Annotated in this window: 15 protein-coding genes; 8 read left to right on the top strand and 7 right to left on the bottom strand. The window is 72.4% G+C overall.

The features are described from left to right. Positions 1–292: 292 nt before the first annotated feature. Positions 293–646, bottom strand: coding sequence for a hypothetical protein (locus tag ACIBJF_RS29215; protein ID WP_399178145.1), 354 nt, complete (start codon positions 644–646; stop codon positions 293–295). Between ACIBJF_RS29215 and ACIBJF_RS29210 the strand changes: the two genes are divergently transcribed. Next, positions 645–878: a hypothetical protein gene (locus tag ACIBJF_RS29210; protein WP_153543919.1), complete on the top strand. Its 234-nt coding sequence runs from the start codon at positions 645–647 to the stop codon at positions 876–878. The two genes, ACIBJF_RS29215 and ACIBJF_RS29210, sit on opposite strands and share 2 nt — an antisense overlap. A 220-nt stretch (positions 879–1,098) precedes the next feature. Here the strand turns inward: ACIBJF_RS29210 and gcl are convergent, their stop codons facing one another. Next, positions 1,099–2,886, bottom strand: a complete 1,788-nt coding sequence (gene gcl / locus ACIBJF_RS29205; protein WP_399178143.1) for a glyoxylate carboligase — start codon at positions 2,884–2,886, stop codon at positions 1,099–1,101. Positions 2,887–3,137: 251 nt separating this feature from the next. Here gcl and ACIBJF_RS29200 point away from each other — a divergent pair, with 251 nt between their 5' ends. Next, the gene (locus tag ACIBJF_RS29200) at positions 3,138–3,908 is read left to right on the top strand and encodes a hypothetical protein (RefSeq protein WP_399178142.1); all 771 of its coding nucleotides are present in this window, start codon (positions 3,138–3,140) and stop codon (positions 3,906–3,908) included. Positions 3,909–4,001: 93 nt separating this feature from the next. Here the strand turns inward: ACIBJF_RS29200 and ACIBJF_RS29195 are convergent, their stop codons facing one another. Both ACIBJF_RS29195 and ACIBJF_RS29190 read right to left on the bottom strand, forming a co-directional pair. Further along, entirely contained in the window at positions 4,002–5,594 is a 1,593-nt protein-coding gene (locus tag ACIBJF_RS29195; RefSeq protein ID WP_399178140.1) for an AMP-binding protein, read from the bottom strand. Then, a complete protein-coding gene (locus ACIBJF_RS29190; RefSeq protein WP_399178139.1) occupies positions 5,591–7,264 on the bottom strand; it encodes an AMP-binding protein in 1,674 nt (557 codons plus the stop codon). The genes ACIBJF_RS29195 and ACIBJF_RS29190 overlap by 4 nt, the downstream gene beginning before the upstream one ends. A 188-nt stretch (positions 7,265–7,452) precedes the next feature. Here ACIBJF_RS29190 and ACIBJF_RS29185 point away from each other — a divergent pair, with 188 nt between their 5' ends. The 3 genes from ACIBJF_RS29185 to ACIBJF_RS29175 all read left to right on the top strand — a co-directional run bounded on the left by ACIBJF_RS29185 (position 7,453) and on the right by ACIBJF_RS29175 (position 12,297). Further along, the gene (locus ACIBJF_RS29185; RefSeq protein ID WP_399178137.1) at positions 7,453–8,283 is read left to right on the top strand and encodes a response regulator transcription factor; all 831 of its coding nucleotides are present in this window, start codon (positions 7,453–7,455) and stop codon (positions 8,281–8,283) included. Between the two features lie 152 nt (positions 8,284–8,435). Then, positions 8,436–11,264 (top strand): ATP-binding protein, encoded by a 2,829-nt coding sequence (locus ACIBJF_RS29180; RefSeq protein ID WP_399178135.1) that lies wholly within the window; start codon positions 8,436–8,438, stop codon positions 11,262–11,264. Positions 11,265–11,505: 241 nt separating this feature from the next. Then, a complete protein-coding gene (locus ACIBJF_RS29175; protein ID WP_399178133.1) occupies positions 11,506–12,297 on the top strand; it encodes a S1 family peptidase in 792 nt (263 codons plus the stop codon). A 137-nt stretch (positions 12,298–12,434) separates the two neighbouring features. On the opposite strand, the gene ACIBJF_RS29170 is transcribed toward ACIBJF_RS29175, so the two are convergent. After that, on the bottom strand, positions 12,435–13,550 hold the full coding sequence (locus ACIBJF_RS29170; RefSeq protein WP_399178131.1) for a winged helix DNA-binding domain-containing protein: 1,116 nt from the start codon (positions 13,548–13,550) through the stop codon (positions 12,435–12,437). Positions 13,551–13,687: 137 nt separating this feature from the next. Between ACIBJF_RS29170 and ACIBJF_RS29165 the strand changes: the two genes are divergently transcribed. Continuing rightward, positions 13,688–14,851 carry a magnesium and cobalt transport protein CorA gene (locus ACIBJF_RS29165; RefSeq protein WP_399178130.1) on the top strand — a complete coding sequence of 388 codons (1,164 nt, stop codon included), beginning with the start codon at positions 13,688–13,690 and terminating at the stop codon, positions 14,849–14,851. 24 nt (positions 14,852–14,875) lie between these two features. Here ACIBJF_RS29165 and ACIBJF_RS29160 read toward each other — a convergent pair whose 3' ends face one another. Next, the gene (locus ACIBJF_RS29160; RefSeq protein ID WP_399178128.1) at positions 14,876–15,520 is read right to left on the bottom strand and encodes a phosphoribosyltransferase; all 645 of its coding nucleotides are present in this window, start codon (positions 15,518–15,520) and stop codon (positions 14,876–14,878) included. Between the two features lie 154 nt (positions 15,521–15,674). Between ACIBJF_RS29160 and ACIBJF_RS29155 the strand changes: the two genes are divergently transcribed. Together ACIBJF_RS29155 and ACIBJF_RS29150 are read left to right on the top strand one after the other, a co-directional pair. Further along, positions 15,675–16,445 carry a polysaccharide deacetylase family protein gene (locus tag ACIBJF_RS29155; protein ID WP_399178180.1) on the top strand — a complete coding sequence of 257 codons (771 nt, stop codon included), beginning with the start codon at positions 15,675–15,677 and terminating at the stop codon, positions 16,443–16,445. A gap of 53 nt (positions 16,446–16,498) precedes the next feature. After that, the gene (locus ACIBJF_RS29150) at positions 16,499–16,939 is read left to right on the top strand and encodes an SRPBCC family protein (protein ID WP_399178126.1); all 441 of its coding nucleotides are present in this window, start codon (positions 16,499–16,501) and stop codon (positions 16,937–16,939) included. Between the two features lie 10 nt (positions 16,940–16,949). On the opposite strand, the gene ACIBJF_RS29145 is transcribed toward ACIBJF_RS29150, so the two are convergent. Beyond that, a complete protein-coding gene (locus ACIBJF_RS29145; protein WP_399178124.1) occupies positions 16,950–18,101 on the bottom strand; it encodes an XdhC family protein in 1,152 nt (383 codons plus the stop codon). Positions 18,102–18,113 lie beyond the last annotated feature (12 nt).

Below are 18,113 nucleotides of genomic sequence, written 5' to 3'. Positions count from 1 at the left end.
GTGGCGCGCGCGGGCAGGGCGAGGACCGTGGCGGATGCGAGCCAGTGCGGTGGTGAAGGACCGAGTCCCCTTCTCGACCAGAGGGAAGGGTCCCGGCTCCGTCGCACCCACCACGGTCCCACCCAGCCCCCTCGCGGGGGCTCCCCCACTCCGTCCGGCGGCGCGAACGACCTGTCGCGCCCAGCCTCGCGCCGTCGGACGGCCATCACCGAGAACGCTCCCCACGCCGGCTCGCCGCCCGCGCAAAGGGAGCGTTCGGCGTTGCGGGGCGCCTTCTCCGCACGCCCCGGCGTCAGCCGGAGCGGCTCTCCTGCCACCGCCGCACCGCCGTTTGTACGGCCTCCTCGTCCTCGACGGCATGGGCCCCGGACGCACCCGCGGCACCGAGGATCACATCGCCGTCGGTGACCAGCCCACCGCCGGCCCACGGCACGAACGCGCCGCCGTAGAGGTGCCGGATGCTCTCGACGATCCCTCCGGGCAGCTTGATCAGGCCAAAGGACCGCAGGGCGAGCAGCGCGGCGCGCGCCTTGGCGCCTTGGCGCGGCGATGGCTCTGGGCCGTCGAAGCACCCGCCCCCGCGCCCGGAACCGCCGGGCGGCGACCGACGTGCGAGAAGCCGGCCGGCGCAGCACGCTGAACCCATGGGCAATCCGACGCACTACCCGCACATCGTGGTCCACTCCCCGGCGCTCGACGGCTCCCGGCGGGTCACCGAGGGGGAGGTGACCCTGGGGATCGCCTCGCATCTGGACGATGTCGTGGAGATCCTGCGGCTGGCCGATCTGGACCGGATCGAGGTGGAGGAAAGCGATCTCATCGAATGGCAGGGCGGCGGACCCGACGACTGGCCGGGACTGTCGGAGCACGAGCTGTAGCGGCTGGTGTACGGCAGCGGTCGTAGGCGGGCTACGCCATCCTCAAATCGAGCTCTGAATACCGCGGCTCAGGCTTCAACTGCCCCCGCGGCGGGGCAGATTACGGGCACAGGGGCCCGCCGGCACGGGGGCGGCGGGCCCCGAGACGGGGGAGTCACGGGGGACGCGAAAGGGCGGCCCGTCCTGAGGACGGGCCGCCCTTGGTGTGCGTGGCGGGGGATCAGACCTTCAGCGGCTTGATCGACGTCGGCGCGTGGCCCGGCTCGGTGGCCAGCTCCTCGAACTCGGAGATGTCGCTGATGTCCATGGTGCGGCTCATCGAGATGTTGGTGATCCGCTCCAGGATCGCCTCGACGACCACCGGCACCCGGTACTCGGCGGCCAGCTTCTTCGCCTGCTCGAACGCCGCGCCCAGCTGGTCCGGCTCGGTGACCCGGATCGCCTTGCAGCCCAGACCCTCGGCGACCTTCACGTGGTCGACGCCGTAGACGCCGATCTCCGGCGTGTTGATGTTCTCGAACTCCAGGTTGACCTGGAAGTTGATGTCAAGGCCGATCTGCGCCTGCCGGATCAGGCCCAGGTAGGCGTTGTTCACCAGCACGTGGACGTACGGGATCCGGTGCTGGGCGGCGACCGCCAGCTCCTCGATCAGGAACTGGAAGTCGTAGTCGCCGGACAGCGCGACGACCGGGCTGTCCGGGTCGGCCTTGGCGACGCCGATCGCGGCCGGGATGGTCCAGCCGAGCGGGCCGGCCTGGCCGCAGTTGATCCAGTGGCGCGGCTTGTAGACGTGCAGCATCTGCGCGCCGGCGATCTGGGAGAGGCCGATGGTGGTGACGTAGCGGGTGTCCGGGCCGAAGGCCTTGTTCATCTCCTCGTACACGCGCTGCGGCTTCATGGGCACGTCGTCGAAGTGCGTACGGCGCAGCAGAGTCGCCTTGCGCTCCTGGGTGGAGGCCACCCACGCGGAGCGGTCGGGGAGCCTGCCCGCCGCCTTCAGCTCCTTCGCCACCTCGACGAACAGCTCCAGTGCGGCCTTGGCGTCGGAGACGACACCGTAGTCCGGCGGGAAGATCTTGCCGATCTGGGTGGGCTCGATGTCGACGTGGACGAACGTGCGGCCCCGGCGGTAGACGTCGAGCTTGTAGCCGGTGTGGCGGTTGGCCCAGCGGTTGCCGATGCCGAGCACGAAGTCCGACTCCAGGAAGTTGGCGTTGCCGTACCGGTGCGAGGTCTGCACGCCGACCATGCCGGCGTTCAGCTCGTGGTCGTCGGGCAGGGTGCCCCACCCCATCAGGGTGGGGATGACCGGGGTCTGGGTCAGCTCGGCGAACTCCACCAGCAGGTCGGTGGCGTCGGCGCCGATGACGCCGCCGCCGGCGACGATGACCGGGCGCTCGGAGGCGAGCAGGAAGGAGATCGCCTTCTCGATCTGGGCGCGGGTCGCGGCCGGCTTGTAGACCGGCAGCGGCTCGTACGTCTCCGGGTCGAACTCGATCTCGGTGAGCTGGACGTCGATCGGCAGGTCGATCAGGACCGGACCGGGACGGCCGGAGCGCATCAGATGGAAGGCCTGCTGGAAGACGCCGGGGACCTGCGCGGCCTCCAGGACGGTGACCGCCATTTTGGTGACCGGCTTGGCGATCGAGGCGATGTCGACGGCCTGGAAGTCCTCCTTGTGGATCACGTGGGTGGGCGCCTGGCCCGTGATGCACAGGATCGGGACGGAGTCGCCGATGGCCGAGTACAGGCCGGTGATCATGTCGGTGCCGGCCGGGCCGGAGGTGCCGATGCAGACGCCGATGTTGCCCGGCTTGGTGCGGGTGTAGCCCTCGGCCATGTGCGAGGCGCCTTCCACATGGCGGGCGAGGGTGTGGTTGATGCCGCCGCCCTCCTTGAGGGCTTTGTAGAAGGGGTTGATCGCCGCTCCCGGCACACCGAAGGCGTCGGTGACGCCCTCGCGCTTGAGGATCTCAACTGCCGCGCGGGCAGCGGTCATACGAGCCATCGAGTACTCCTGCTTCGGCTTCTCGGATGCGTACTCCCGTCGCGCCCCGCGGTGAGCACAGTCTCCAGATTGTCGACCTTCCGCGAGCTTTTTCCGTATCGCGGAACTTAACTTCTACTATCTGGAATCAATGTAGAAGTGCGCGCCAACTGTCGTCAAGAGAGGCGGAGACCGGGCAAGCGCCGGACAAGCGGGGCGGAAGAGGAGGAGCATGGGAGCCGCTGTCCCCACGCGACGCCTGGGAGTGGGCCATGCCCGAGAGCGTGCCGGTGCGCTGCCCGGCCTGCCGGCGCGAGCACGTCTACACCGCGCCGTCGTATCCGTGCGCGTGCGGCGTGCCCACCGCCCCGCGGCTGGATACCGCCACCGAACCGGCCGTGGCGGACCACCGGGCCTGGGACGACGAGTGGGTCTCCGTGCGGTGCGCCTGCTGCGGGCGCGGCAACCAGTGGCCGCACCCGGAGCTGGGCTGTTCCTGCGGCACGGTCCTGCGCATCCCGGTGGCGGCGGCACCTCCGGCGGACACCGGCATGCCGTCAGCCGTGGTCGGCACGTCCCCCTCGGACAGTGGTATGCGGTCCGCGGTGGCCGGACCGGAGACCCCGGCCCACCGCACCGCCTTCCGGCCGCGCGCCATCCGCACCGCCCGCGACGCCGTCACCGTCGCCGTGCTCTATCTGCGCTGGCTCGGCTACCGGGACATCCGCCGCGCCGACCAGCGGCCCCCGAACGGCATCGGGCTCGCCACGCCCGGCCTCCTCGCCCAGGTGGACCCGACCGTGCGCCCGGCGGAGCCACGGGACGTGGAGTGCCTGTGGCTGACGGCGATGACGGAGTCCGCGGACTGTGTGTACTTCTGCCTCGCGGGTTACACCGACGACGCCCGGGCCCGCGCGAACACCCTGGGCGTCCCCCTCTTCGTCCTGGACCTCGCGGGCGTCCCGCAGCCGGTGAACGACGCGGCCGACACCCTGAAGGAGACGGGCGCGCCGGGCGGCCGGCCGTGGACGCGACGCCTGTAGCAGCGGACGGTGACGGCGCCGGGCAGCGACCGCACGGCGGACCCGTCTCCGCCGTGCGGGGGAGACGGGCTCACCGGCCGTACCGCGACGGGCTCACGCCCCGTACGTCTCGCGCAGCTCGACCTTGCGCACCTTTCCGGACACCGTCATCGGGAAGGAGTCGAGGATCTGCAGCCTGCTGGGGATCTTGTAATGGGCGAGCCGGCCCTGGCAGAAGGCGCGCAGTTCCTCCAGGGTGAGCGGGGCGGCCGCGTCGTGCGGGATCATACAGGCCAGGACCTCCTCGCCGTACGTCTCGTGCGGCACCCCGACGACCTGGACGTCCCGGATCTTCGGGTGGGCGTAGAGGAACTCCTCGATCTCGCGCGGGTAGATGTTCTCGCCGCCCCGGATGATCATGTCCTTGATCCGGCCGACGATCTCGACGTACCCGTCCTCGCGCATCACCGCCAGGTCCCCGGTGTGCATCCAGCGGCCGGCGTCCACGGCCTCGGCGGTCTTCTCGGGCTCGTTCCAGTAGCCGAGCATCACGCTGTAGCCGCGGGTGCACAACTCCCCCGCGATTCCGCGCGGTTGGGTGACGCCGGTGGCCGGGTCGACGACCTTGACCTCCAGGTGCGGCAGCACGCGGCCGACGGTGCCCGTGCGGTGCTCCAGGTCGTCGTCCCGGCGGGTCTGCAGGGACACCGGGGAGGTCTCGGTCATGCCGTAGCAGATGGAGACCTCCGCCATGTGCATCTCGGCGACGACCCGCTTCATCACCTCCACCGGGCACGGCGAGCCCGCCATGATGCCGGTGCGCAGGGTCGAGAGGTCGTACGCGGCGAAGTCGGGGAGGTTGAGCTCGGCGATGAACATGGTCGGCACGCCGTACAGGGACGTGCAGCGCTCCTGCTGCACCGCCTCCAGGGTGGCCTTCGGCTCGAAGGACGGGGCCGGGATGACCATGCAGGCGCCGTGCGAGGTGGCCGCCAGGTTGCCCATCACCATGCCGAAGCAGTGGTAGAAGGGCACCGGGATGCAGATCCTGTCCTGCTCGGTGTAGGCGATCAACTCCCCCACGAAGTAGCCGTTGTTGAGGATGTTGTGGTGGGACAGGGTGGCGCCCTTGGGGAAGCCGGTGGTCCCGGAGGTGTACTGGATGTTGATCGGGTCGTCGCAGGACAGTTCCTCGTACGACGCGTCACCGGTGCCTCGCCCGAGCAGTGCCTCCCAGCTGGGGTCGCCTATGTAGACGACCTCGCGCAGCGCCGGGCACCTGCCGCGCACCTGCTCGATCATCGCGCGGTAGTCGCTGCTCTTGTGGCTCAGGGAGGCGAACAGCAGGGAGATCCCGGCCTGGTTGAGGACGTACTCGACCTCGTGGGTGCGGTAGGCCGGATTGATGTTCACCATGATCGCGCCGATGCGGGCGGTGGCGTACTGGACCAGGACCCATTCCGGGCAGTTGACCGCCCAGATGCCCACCCGGTCGCCCTTGACGACTCCGCTGGCGACCAGCGCCTGCGCCAACTCCTCGATGTCGGCGGCGAATTCGGCGTAGGTCCAGCGCCGGCCGGAGGGCACGTCGACCAGGGCCTCGCGGTCCGGCCAGGCGGCCACGGCCCGGTCCAGGTTGGCGCCGATGGTGTCGCCGAGCAGGGCGGTGGAACCGGTTCCGTGGGTGTACGACAGCGATGCGGTCACCGGAAGTCCTCCTCGCGGTACTCGTGCTGCGAGCCCTGGGCCGTGGCCTCGCGCAGCTCGATCCGGCGGATCTTGCCGGAGACGGTCTTGGGCAGCGCGCCGAACTCCAGCCGACGGATGCGCTTGTAGGGGGCGAGCACCCGGTGGGAGTGCTCGAAGATGACCTTCGCGGTGTCCGGTCCGGGCTCGAAGCCCTCGGCGAGCACAACGTACGCCTTCGGCACCGCGAGCCGCAGCTCGTCCGGTGCGGGCACGACGGCGGCCTCGGCCACCGCCTCGTGCTCCAGCAGCGCGCTCTCCAGCTCGAACGGGCTGATCTTGTAGTCGGAGGCCTTGAAGACGTCGTCCGCGCGGCCGACGTAGGTCAGATAGCCGTCCTCGTCGCGGGAGGCGATGTCCCCGGTGCGGTAGTAGCCGCCCGCCATGGCCTCCGCAGTGCGGTCCGGGTCGCCGTGGTAACCGGTCATCAGCCCGACCGGGCGCTCGGAGAGGTCCAGGGCGATCTCGCCCTCGGTGGCGCCGGGCGCGCCGGAGACCGGGTCGAGGAGCTCGACGCGGTAGCCGGGGCTCGGGCGGCCCATGGAGCCGGTCTTCAGCCGCTGGCCGGGGCTGTTGGAGACCTGCACGGCGGTCTCGGTCTGCCCGAAGCCGTCCCGGATGGTCACGTCCCAGGCCCGCCGGACCTGTTCGATGACCTCGGGGTTGAGCGGCTCGCCGGCGGCCACCACCTCGCGGGGCGGGGTGGCGAGGAGGCTCAGGTCGGCCTGGATCAGCATGCGCCACACGGTCGGCGGGGCGCAGAAGGTGGTGACTCCCGCCCGGTCCATCTCGGCCATCAGCCGGGCCGCGTCGAAGCGGGTGTAGTTGAAGAGGAAGACGGTCGCCTCGGCGTTCCACGGCGCGAACAGATTGGACCAGGCGTGCTTGGCCCAGCCCGGCGAGGAGATGTTCAGGTGCACGTCACCGGGTTTCAGGCCGATCCAGTACATGGTGGCCAGGTGCCCGATCGGGTACGAGGTGTGGGTGTGCTCGACCAGCTTGGGGCGGGCGGTCGTACCGGAGGTGAAGTAGAGCATCAGCGGGTCGTCGGCCAGCGTGGGGCCGTCGGGCACGAAGTCGGCGGGGGCCGAGTAGGCGTCCTCGTACGGCTCCCAGCCCCCCGGCGGCGGTCCGCCGACCGAGATCCGCGTGTAACCGCCGGGCACCTCCGCGAACTTCGCGGCGTCCTCGGCCCGCGCGATCACATGCCGCACCCGGCCCCGGTCCACCCGGTCGCGCAGATCGGCCGGCCCGAGCAGCGGGGTGGCCGGGATGACCACCGCGCGCAGCTTCATCGCGGCCAGCGCGGTCTCCCACAGCTCGGCCTGGTTGCCGAGCATGACCAGGATCCGGTCCTCGGCGGCGACACCCCGCGCCCGCAGATGGTTCGCGACCCGGTTCGAGCGCTCGGACATCTCGGCGAAGGACAGCCGCGTCTCGCCGCCGTGCTCCTCGACGATGTGCAGCGCGGTCCGGTCGTTGCCGGCGGCGATCGCGTCGAACCAGTCCAGCGCCCAGTTGAACTGCGCGGGCCGCGGCCAGGCGAAGCCCCGGTAGGCGGTGGCATAGTCCTCGCGGTGCTCCAGCAGGAAGTCCCGGGCGTCGCGGAACACCTCGGTCGCCGTCGTCATCACACACTCCTCGCGCTGTGGTCGTTCACCTCGGGGCGCTCGCAGCCGGTGCCCGCGGCGTGCTCGGCCCCACGGCTCACTCCCGCTGTTTCCGGACCATTGCCGGGCGGCTCTCTGGCATCGTCTAATCCGTGATGCGGGTCTCACTACCCCCGAACGGGGGTGGGGTCGGCAGAAGGGGCGGACAGGTGACGGCAGACGCGGCGGGGACGGTGGAGATCGGTGGCGCGCTCGCCCGGCTGCGGCACGTCACGGGGCTGCCGGTCGCCTTCGGCGGCCTGGTCGAGTCCGGCCGGCCGCAGATCCGGATCAGCGAGCTGAGCGGCACGACCACGGCCGCCCTGCGCTCGCTCGCGGTGACCTCCGGCAACGGGCTCGGCGGCAAGGCGGTGGCGCTGGCCCGGCCGTGCGCGGTGACGGACTACTCCAGTTCCCGGCAGATCAGCCACGAGTACGACGTGCCGGTGGCCGCGGAGGGCATCCGCTCGGTCGTCGCGGTGCCGGTGGTGGTACGGCGCCGGGTGCGCGGCGTGCTCTACGGCGCGCTGCGCTCGGCCCAGCCCCTCGGCGACCGCACGCTGGGCGCGGCCATGGCCGTCGCCCGGGACGTGGAGCAGGCGCTGGTGGTGCGGGACGAGGCGCGGGGGCTGCTGGCGGCGGCCCGGCCGGAGCCGGCCGGCGGCGACCAGGGTGCCGCCTGGGAACAGGTGCGCGAGGCGCATGCGGCGCTCCGGGCGCTGGCCCCGCGGATCGCCGATCCGGATCTGCGGGCCGAACTGCTCGCGGCCTGCGGACTGCTGACCGCGCCGCCACGGTCCGGCGGCGTGACCCTGGCGCCACGCGAACTGGACGTGCTGTCCTGGGTGGCGGCGGGAGCGACCAACGCGGCCGTGGCCGAACGGCTGGGCCTGCGTGCGGAGACGGTGAAGGGCTATCTGCGCTCGGCGATGCGGAAGCTGGGCGCGCACACCCGAGGGGAGGCGGTGACCGCGGCCCGCAGGGCGGGGCTGCTGCCGTGACGGCGAACCGTTGGGAAACCTTTCCATTCAAGCGTAGGCGCCTTGAATTTCCCTATGCTTGATCATTTGTTATTTCCCTCACCACAGCATCCGGCCGAATTTCAGCGATCGTTGCCTAGAATTTGCCCCGGACACGACACACGAGGGGAGCGGTGACCGTGCGACGGGACTTCCAGGAGCCTGCCAGGTGCCGCCCCGACCTGGTCATCGGCCGCGAGGACCTGTTCGCCGGCGCCCGCGACCAACTCGCCTCGGGCGGCAGTGTGCTGCTCCACGGTCCCGCCGGAATAGGGAAATCCACCGTCCTGCGGGCATTGGCCGAGGAATACGGCGCCACCGCCCGCACCGTCCTGCGCTGCTCCGCCACCGAGTCGGAATCCCATCTTCCCTTCCTGGCCCTCGCCGACCTCTTCGGCCTGGTCCTCGACGACGTCTCGCCCCGGCTGCCCCTCGCCCAGCGCACCGCCCTGGAGTCGGCGCTCACAGGCCGCGGCGAGTCCAGCCTCCAGCGCGACGGACTCGCCCTGCGCCTCGCGGTGCTCTCCGCGCTGCGCGCGTTGGCCGCGCACGGCAGTGTCCTCGTCGTCGCCGACGACCTGCAGTGGCTGGACCCGGCCAGCGCCGAACTGCTCGGCTTCGCCGCCCGCCGCCTCGAGGGCACCCCGGTGCAGCTGCTGTGCGCGGTACGCACCGAGGGCCAGGAGAGCCAGGAGTACGACCGGCACTTGCGCTCCTGCCCGCCGGGCACCCTCGCGGTCCGGCTCGGCCCGCTCACCCGCACCCAGGTCGCCCAGTTGCTCGACCACCGCGGCCACGGCCAACTGCCCCGCTCCACCGTCCGCGAGATCCACCGCACATCCGCCGGCAATCCGCTGTTCGCCCTCGAACTCGGCCGCGCCCTCGCCGACAGCCCCACCCCGCCCCGCCCGGGCGAGCCGCTGCCGGTGCCGACCAGCCTGCGCGCCCTGGTGCTCAGCCGCCTGGACATGCTGTCGGTCGAGGCCCGCCGCACCCTGCTGGTGGCCAGCGCCGGCGCCCGCCCCAGCCCGGCGCTGCTGCACGCGGCCGGCCGGGAGAACGCCGAGGCCGAGTGCGCCCAGGCGGCCGAACTCGGGCTGCTGGCCACCGAGCCCGACGCCCCCGCCGTACGGTTCGCGCACCCCCTGATATCGGCCGCGCTGTACGCGGAGGCGCCCGCGCACGAGCGGCGCGCCGCGCACGCGGCCCTGTCCACGGCCGCCTCCGAGCCGATCGAACGGGCCCGGCACCTGGCCCTGGCCACCACCGGCACCGATCCGGACGTCGCCGCCCGGCTCGCCGAGGCCGCCGCCCTCGCCCGGGACCGCGGCGCACCCTCGGTCGCGGCCCACCTGGGCCTGCTCGCCGCCCGGCACACCCCCGCCGACGGGACGCCTGGCCCGGAGGAGCGCCGGCTGCAGGCCGCCGAGGACGCGATCACCGCGGGCGAGATCGACCTGGCCCGGGACATCGCCCGCGAGGTGCTGTCGCGGGCGAGCGTGCCCGCCGAACGGGTGCGGGCCTGGATCATCGTCATCGACACCGCCGGCCACACCATGGCCGAGGTCGACGCCGTCTTCCCGCAGGCCCTCGCCGACGCCGGCGACGACCCCCGGCTGCTGGCGCTGGTGCACTACCAGCTGGCCTGGCGGGCGCTGATCGTGGAGGGCGACTTCACCGAGGCCCGCGAGGCCGCCGCGCACGCCGCCGAGCTGGCCGCGCGCGGCAAGGACCGGCGCACCGAACTGCTCTCCCTCGCCTTCCAGGCCCAGACCGAGACCCTGATGGGCCACCCGCAGGCGCCGCGGACCATCGAACGCGCCCTGAAGGAGCCGCAGGACCCCAGGGTGGCCTGGCACCACAACGGGGCGGCCAGCGCCCGGTTCCGCTGGCTGGTGATGAGCGACCAGCTGACCGAGGCCCGGGCGACGGTCACCGCGCTGCTGCGCGAGGTGCGCCGGCGCGGCTCGGTGGAGAGCGAGGTGCACTTCCTGCGCGGCATCGCCGAGACCGAGCTGCGCGCCGGGCACTGCGGACGCGCCCTGGAACTGGCCCGCGAGAGCCTGCGCCTGGCCCGGGACTCCGGGATCGGCGAGACCGCCTCGGCGATGCTCACCTCGCTCGCCGAGGCCTCCGGCGGGGACGTGGACCGGGCCCTCGCCCTCGCCCGGGAGGCGGTGGAGCACGCCGAGGAGGACGGCGACCAGATGTACCTCTCCAGGGCCCTGGGCGCGCTCGGATACGCCCAGCTGGTGGCCGGGGACCCGGCGGGCACGGTCCGCTCGCTGCGCCGGGTGCGGACCCTGGAACTGGGGCTCGGCATCACCGACCCGGCGCGCGGCCGCTGGCAGGGCGACCTCGCCGAGGCGCTGGTCCGGATCGGTGAACCGGCCGAGGCGCAGGACGTCATCGACGTGAGCCGTGAACACGCCCTGCGGCTCGGCCGGGAGAGCGTCCTCGCGGTCCTGGACCGCTCCGAGGCCCTGGTGCGCGCCGCCCAGGGGGACCTGGAGGCCGCGGTCGCCCAGCTGACGTCCGCTCAGGCCCGGCTCGGCAAGCTCGGCTACGGGCTGGAGGAGGCCCGGGCCGCGCTCGCGCTCGCCCGGCTGCGCGGCAAGGCCCGGACCGGCACGGCTTCGTCGGTGTACGACGAGGCCACCCGGATGTTCCGCCGCTGCCGGGCACTGCCCTGGCTGCGTCAGGTGGACGAATCCCTCACCACCCCCGAGCCGGAACCCGCGCGCGCCGTGCCGGACGCCTTGGACGCGCTGGACATCCTGGCCGCGATGGAGCGTCAGGTCGCCGCGTTGGTCATGGAGGGCGCCACCAACCGGGAGATCGCCGCACGGCTGTTCATCAGCGTCAAGACGGTGGAGGCGACCTTGACCCGGGTCTACCGCAAGCTGGGGATCCGGTCGCGGGTCGACATCGTCCGATTGGCGGCGGCTCGCCGCGCGAAGTGAGAATACGGCCGGTTAACTGAGCCGGACCGAGGGTTTTCCCTCACCCACCCCCTTAGGGGGTTCCCTCATTGGGCGCCAAGGGTGCCGGGTCCTAGCGTAATGGGCGTGCCGCTCGCCCGGGCACACGGGGTCGGTCCCTCCCCCAGCTCTCGGCTTCGTTCGAGCGGGGGCGCTCCCACCTCGTGCACGACCCCCCACACCCGTGCGATCCCCCACCGGTGCAACCCCCCACAGGAGACTCATGTTCGGGCCCAGACGTGCAAGACAGGCCGCCGCGACCCTGGTGGCCGGTGCCGCCGCCGCGGCGACCGCGCTGCTCGCCTCCCCCACGGCGAGCGCCGCACCCCAGCCCATCGTCGGCGGTACGACCACGACGACGGCGGCGTACCCGTTCATCATGCAGATCACCGACGCGTCCGGCGGCCAGTTCTGCGGTGGCACCTTGGTGTCCGCCACGAAGGTGGTGACGGCCGCGCACTGCATGGCCGGCGAGTCGGCGGGCAACGTCCGTGTGGTCGGCGGCCGGACCTATCTCAACGGCACCGACGGCACGGTCGGCAAGGTCAGCAAGATCTGGGTCAACCCGGAGTACACGGAGGCCACCAGCGGCCATGACGTGGCCGTGCTGACCCTGGCGACGTCGATGCCGTACAAGCCGGTGTCGTACGTCTCCTCCTCCCAGACGGGCGTGTACGCGGCCGGCACCACGGCCCGGATCCTCGGCTGGGGCACCACCTCGGAGAACGGCGGCTCCTCCAACCAGCTGCGGACCGCGACCGTCCCGGTCGTGTCCGACTCCAGCTGCCGTACCTCCTACGGTTCGGACTTCGTCCAGTCCGACATGGTGTGCGCCGGATACTCCTCCGGCGGCGTAGACACCTGCCAGGGCGACAGCGGCGGTCCCCTGCTCATCGGGGGCGTCCTGGCAGGGATCACTTCCTGGGGCGAGGGGTGCGCGGAGGCAGGTCACCCGGGTGTGTACACCCGGCTGACCACCTTCTCGGACCTCGTGACCGCGCAGGTCGCTTCATGACCGCGCAGGTCCACTCGTAGCCCGGAAGAGGGACACCTGAGCACCCCTCAGGTAGATGCCAGGGGGGCGTTGCGAGCCACCACGAGCGGCCCGCAGCGCCCCCCTCTCCACATGTGCGGCCGCCCCCCGTTGAGGGGTCAGGTGTCCCGCGGTACGACCGTCCCGAAGCGGATGTCGTACGGGGTCTGCGGGTGCAGGACCGCGAGCATCCGTTCCCCCTCCGCGGTGACCTCGTCCCGCTGGGCCCTGGTCAGCTCGGCGAACGGCTCGACGACCAGGGCGTCCGGGTCCAGCTTCCACAGGCCCGCCAGGAAGCCGTCGACCAGGAGGGTGCGGTAGGCCTGGTTGCCCTGCCAGTGCCGGCCCCGGTGCTCGGCGGGTACGACGCGGCCGCGGTCGGCGTGGGAGAGCAGGAGGTTGTCGAACTCGGGCAGGAAGCGGGGCGGGGCCGTGGTGTCCGGGTCGGGGCGCGGGGCGTCGGGCAGGTCGAACAGCTCGACTCCGTTCGGGTCCCGGAAGGTCAGCAGCCGCGGGCGCAGCCGCTCGAAGGCGTCCTTCAGGCGGGTGAGCCCGGCCCAGGTCTGCATGTCCTTGACGGACGCCGGGCCGAAGGCGGCGAGATAGCGCAGGACCACGGCGTCCGGCTCGGGGGCCGGCCCGGCCGGGCGGCCGAGCCAGTGTTCGGCGGTGGTGAGCGCGACCTGGCCGCTGCGGCCCCACAGTCCGCGCGGGGTGACCTGGACCAGCGGCAGCGTGCAGCGGGCGGCGACGGCGAGGGCCCGCGGGTCGGCGTCCGGCCAGCGGGCGCTCAGCGCCTGCCGCAGCTGGGCCATGGTCCGCGGCTCGGCCTCGACCAGCTCACGGGCGAGGCCGGCCAGGAGCCCCAGGTCGACGCCGGCCAGGCCGCCGCGGAACTGGCCCAGCTCGCGGTCCCGGGCCGGCTGGACGAGGGGCCGCAGGGTGAGGCAGTCCTCGGCGGTGTGGGTGTGCAGGGTGGAGCGCACGGTGACGATCCGGGCGACCTCGCGGTCGGCCATGAGCGCGGACAGCCGCTCCGGCGCGAAGCCGTCGAGGCGGGCGGCGAGGGCGTAGTACGGCGGTTTGACGTTCTGCGCCTGGAGACCGAGCAGATGCCCCACGGCGGCCTGCGGGGACAGCGCCGAGCGGCGCAGCAGCAGCTGGCGTTCCAGCGTGGCGCGGTTGAGGGCACGGACGTCCAGGAGGGGGGCCTTCGTCGCACGGCTCTTCGTCATGACCGCACGCTAACCGGGACCGCGGACACCTTCTGTCCTCAACTCTCACCAGACCCTGCACCGCGGCGCGCGCCGCTCGCGGCGGGCCCGCCGATATCCTGCTCCTCCTGTCCCCCTGGGTTCCTAGGAGGCGGCCGATGTCCGAGCGAGAGAACGGCAGGAACGGCGGGAACGGCGGGAACGGGCGCAGGTCCGGCTGGCGCCGCGCCCTCAACCAGCCCCAGTCCCCCGCCGCCGAGGCACCCGCGCCCACCCCCGCCGCGGCGGACCGCGCCGAACCGGTGAGCATCGTCCAGGCGGCGCTGTACCACGACGGGGTCCGCGTCTCCACCCCCGCCACGCTCGCCGAGACCTACCGCGAGCTGCGCGAACGGCCCTCGGGCATGGCCTGGATCGGCCTGGCCCGGCCCACCGGGGCCGATCTGCACTCGCTGGCCGCCGAGTTCGGCCTGCACCCGCTCGCGGTCGAGGACGCGATGGAGGCGCACCAACGGCCCAAGCTGGAGCGGTACGGCGAGACGCTGTTCGTGGTGCTGCGCGCCGCCCGCTATCTGGACGCGCCGGAGGAGGTCGACTTCGGCGAGCTGCACGTGTTCGTCGGACCGGACTTCGTCATCACGGTCCGGCACGGCGCGGCCCCGGACCTGTCGGCGGTCCGCCGCCGCATGGAGGACACCCCGGACCTGCTCAAGCTCGGCCCGGAAGCGGTCCTGTACGCGATCCTCGACGCCGTCGTCGACGGCTACGCCCCGGTGGTCTCCGGTGTCCAGAACGACATCGACGAGATCGAGACCGAAGTGTTCCGCGGCGACCCCGAGGTCTCCCGCCGCATCTACGAACTCTCCCGCGAAATGGTGGAGTTCCAGCGCGCCACCCGGCCGCTGGTCGGCATGCTGCACGGGCTGATGGCCGGTTTCGCCAAGTACGAGACCGACGAGGAGCTCCAGCGCTATCTGCGGGACGTCGCCGACCACGTCACCCACATCAGCGAGCGCGTCGACGGCTTCCGCCAGGCCCTCTCCGAGATCCTCACGGTCAACGCCACCCTGGTCTCCCAGCAGCAGAACGCGGAGATGCGCGCGCTGGCGGAGGCGGGCTTCGAGCAGAACGAGGAGGTCAAGAAGATCTCGTCGTGGGCGGCCATCCTCTTCGCCCCCACCCTCGTCGGCACGATCTACGGCATGAACTTCGACCACATGCCGGAGCTGCACTGGCTGTTCGGCTACCCGTTCGCGATCGGGCTGATGGGCGTGGTGTGTCTGACGCTGTACGTGGTCTTCAAGAAGCGGGACTGGCTGTAGCAACGGCCGGCACCCCGGCGGCGCTTACCCGCCGCTGCCGAGCGCCGCAAGCACCTCCGCGTCCGTCAACTGCTCGAAGTCCTCGTACCACTGCCCGACCGCGGTGAAGGCGGCCGGCTGATGGGGGCACACGATCGTGTCGGCCTCGGAGGCGAGTTGCTGCACGGAGTCCGGCGCGCCGACGGGCACGGCCAGCACCAGGTGCGCGGGCCCGCGCCGCCGTACGTGCCGCAGGGCCGCGCGGGCCGTGGCGCCGGTGGCCAGACCGTCGTCGACGACGATCACCGTACGCCCCGCGGGGTCCGGCGCCGGCCGGCCGCCGCGGTAGCGCTCCTCACGGCGGCGCAGCTCGCGCCGCTCGCGTTCCACCACCGGGGCCATGGACTCCTCGGTCAGGCCGAGCCGGTCCAGCGTCCCGGCGTTGAAGAGCGGCGGGTCGTCCCCGACGAGCGCGCCGACGGCGAACTCCTGGTGGTGCGGCGCGCCGATCTTGCGCACGATGAGCACGTCGAGCTGGGCGCCGAGGGCCCGGGCGACGGGCTCGGCGACGGCGATGCCGCCGCGCGGCAGGGCGAGGACGAGCGGATCGACGAGAGCGCCCTGTTCCCGCAGGTCGCTCAGCAGTCCGGCGAGTTCCCGTCCGGCTTCGGCACGGTCCCGGAAGCGCATGGCCGTCCTCCTCCGCACGGTGCCTCTCCTTCCATGGTGCTCCTGGTCGAGCCTTGTGGAGATATTCGAACTGATACTCTATACACTGAGTGTATAGTCGCGCATGCCTCTTTCGACCGACAAGATCCCGACGCCGAAGCACGCGACCAGGAAGATGCGGGAAACCGCCCGGAGGTTGCGTCCGGCCGCGCCCGCCTCGGCCGCACTCGGCCTGGCGCTCGTCCTGTCCGGCTGCGCCCAGGTCGACACGACCGCACCGAGCAGCGCACGGGCCGCCGCGGCGGCGCACGGCGCGGCGGCGAGCCTCGGGACCGTCGACTGCCGCGAGGCCAAGTGCATCGCGCTCACCTTCGACGCGGGACCCAGCGAGAACTCGGCGCGGCTGCTCGACATCCTGAAGCAGAAGAAGGTCCCGGCCACCTTCTTCCTGCTCGGCAAGAACCACATCGAGAAGTACCCGCAGCTGGTCAAGCGGATGGCGGCCGAGGGGCACGAGGTCGCGAGCCACACCTGGGACCACAAGATCCTCACGCGGATATCGGACGACCGGATACGCGAGGAGCTGAAGCGGCCGGACGACGCGATCGAGCGGCTCACCGGGCGCAGGCCCACGCTGATGCGCCCGCCGCAGGGCCGCACGGACAGCAATGTGCACGAGATCGCCAAGGAGGAGGGCCTGGCGGAGGTGCTGTGGAGCGTGACCGCCAAGGACTACACGACCAACGACTCCGAGCTCATCACCAAGCGCGTCCTGGACCAGGCGTCCCGGGACGGGATCATCCTGCTGCACGACATCTACCCGGGCACCGTGCCCGCCGTACCGGGCATCATCGACGCGCTGAAAGCGCGCGGATACGTTTTCGTGACGGTGCCTCAGCTGCTGGCGCCCGGCAGGGCGGAACCGGGCAAGGTCTACCGGCCCTGACGAGCGGGGGCCGAACGGGCCGCCGGCCGGCCCGCATTGCCTACGATCGTGGCGTGCCGATCTTCTCCTTCGCCCGTACGGCCCCGCTCCCCCTCGACGAGGCGTGGCGCCGGCTCACCGAGTGGCCCCGCCACGCCGACGCGGTCCCGCTGACCCGGATCAGGGTGCTCACCGACGGGCCCACGGGCGTGGGTACGCGTCTGGTGGCCCGTTCCGGCATCGGCCCGCTGGCCGTCGACGACGTCATGGAGGTCACGGTCTGGCGCCCGCCCGCCGACGGCGAGGGCGGGCTGTGCCGGCTGGAGAAGCGCGGCCGGGTGGTGCGGGGCTGGGCGGAGATCGAGGTCCTGCCGGGTCCCGGGGGCCGCAGCCGGGTGCTGTGGCTGGAGGAACTGCGGGTGCGCTTCCTGCCGCGCGCCTTCGACGGCGTACTGGAGCGCACGGCACGCGTGGTGTTCGGCCGCGCGGTCAACCGGCTGCTCAGGCGGGCGTGAGCCGTCGCCCTCAGGCCACCGACCCGATCCTCCCGGCCGGCCGCGAGGCCGTGTCGTGGTGGATGGGAGTGTGCGCGCCGGTGAGGGAGACCCCGCTGCCGCCGCGCCGGCCCGCGACGATCTCCGCGCCGATGGACAGGGCCGTCTCCTCCGGCGTACGGGCGCCGAGGTCGAGGCCGATCGGCGAACGCAGGCGGGCCAGTTCGAGTTCGGTGACGCCGACCTCGCGCAGGCGCTCGTTGCGGTCGAGGTGGGTGCGGCGGGAGCCCATCGCGCCGACGTAGGCGACCGGCAGCCGCAGGGCCAGCTTGAGCAGCGGTACGTCGAACTTGGCGTCGTGGGTGAGGACACACAGGACGGTACGGCCGTCGACCTCGGTGCGCTCCAGGTACCTGTGGGGCCACTCGACCACGATGTCGTCCGCCTCCGGGAAGCGGGCCTTCGTGGCGAACACCGGGCGGGCGTCGCACACCGTGACGTGGTAGCCGAGGAACTTGCCGACGCGGACCAGGGCGGAGGCGAAGTCGATCGCGCCGAAGACGATCATCCGGGGGGCGGGGACGGAGGACTCGACCAGGACGGTGAGCGGGGCACCGCAGCGTGAGCCCTGTTCGCCGATCTCCAGGGAGCCGGTGCGGCCGGCGTCCAGGAAGGCGCCGGCCTCGGCGGCGACCGTGCGGTCCAGCTCGAGATGGCCGCCGAAGCCACCCTCCAAGGAGCCGTCGGGGCGGACCAGGAGGGCCCGGCCCCGCAGCTCGTCCGGTCCCTCCACGATCCGCGCGAGGGCCGCCGCCTCCCCGCGGGCGGCGGCGGCCAGCGCGGCGGCGGCCACCGGCCGGGCGGGACCGTCCGCCCGGACCGGCGTGACGAGGATGTCGATGACGCCGCCACAGGTCAGGCCTACGGCGAAGGCGTCCTCGTCGCTGTAGCCGAAGCGTTCGAGAACGGTTTCCCCGTGCTCCAGCGCCTGTCGGCACAGCTCGTACACGGCGCCCTCCACGCACCCGCCGGAAACCGAGCCGATGGCCGTGCCGTCGGCGTCCACCGCGAGGGCGGCGCCGGGCTGGCGCGGGGCGCTGCCGCCGACGGCCACCACGGTGGCGACGGCGAAGTCACGGCCCTGCTCGACCCACCGGTTCAGCTCTTCGGCGATGTCCAGCATCTGTCGGTCTCC

The sequence above is a fragment of the Streptomyces sp. NPDC050743 genome (assembly GCF_044456925.1).
In the GTDB taxonomy this organism is placed as follows: domain Bacteria; phylum Actinomycetota; class Actinomycetes; order Streptomycetales; family Streptomycetaceae; genus Streptomyces.
This window is presented reverse-complemented; position numbering and strand designations above follow the sequence as displayed.

Bases quoted from the DNA above. Each gene is read 5' to 3' on its own strand.
- ACIBJF_RS29170 (WP_399178131.1), bottom strand. From the start codon at position 13,550: ATGACGAAGAGCCGTGCGACGAAGGCCCCCCTCCTGGACGTCCGTGCC.
- ACIBJF_RS29215 (WP_399178145.1), bottom strand. From the start codon at position 646: ATGGGTTCAGCGTGCTGCGCCGGCCGGCTTCTCGCACGTCGGTCGCCG.
- ACIBJF_RS29165 (WP_399178130.1), top strand. From the start codon at position 13,688: ATGTCCGAGCGAGAGAACGGCAGGAACGGCGGGAACGGCGGGAACGGG.
- ACIBJF_RS29155 (WP_399178180.1), top strand. From the start codon at position 15,675: ATGCGGGAAACCGCCCGGAGGTTGCGTCCGGCCGCGCCCGCCTCGGCC.
- ACIBJF_RS29200 (WP_399178142.1), top strand. From the start codon at position 3,138: ATGCCCGAGAGCGTGCCGGTGCGCTGCCCGGCCTGCCGGCGCGAGCAC.
- ACIBJF_RS29190 (WP_399178139.1), bottom strand. From the start codon at position 7,264: ATGACGACGGCGACCGAGGTGTTCCGCGACGCCCGGGACTTCCTGCTG.
- ACIBJF_RS29145 (WP_399178124.1), bottom strand. From the start codon at position 18,101: ATGCTGGACATCGCCGAAGAGCTGAACCGGTGGGTCGAGCAGGGCCGT.
- gcl (WP_399178143.1), bottom strand. From the start codon at position 2,886: ATGGCTCGTATGACCGCTGCCCGCGCGGCAGTTGAGATCCTCAAGCGC.
- ACIBJF_RS29175 (WP_399178133.1), top strand. From the start codon at position 11,506: ATGTTCGGGCCCAGACGTGCAAGACAGGCCGCCGCGACCCTGGTGGCC.
- ACIBJF_RS29160 (WP_399178128.1), bottom strand. From the start codon at position 15,520: ATGCGCTTCCGGGACCGTGCCGAAGCCGGACGGGAACTCGCCGGACTG.
- ACIBJF_RS29210 (WP_153543919.1), top strand. From the start codon at position 645: ATGGGCAATCCGACGCACTACCCGCACATCGTGGTCCACTCCCCGGCG.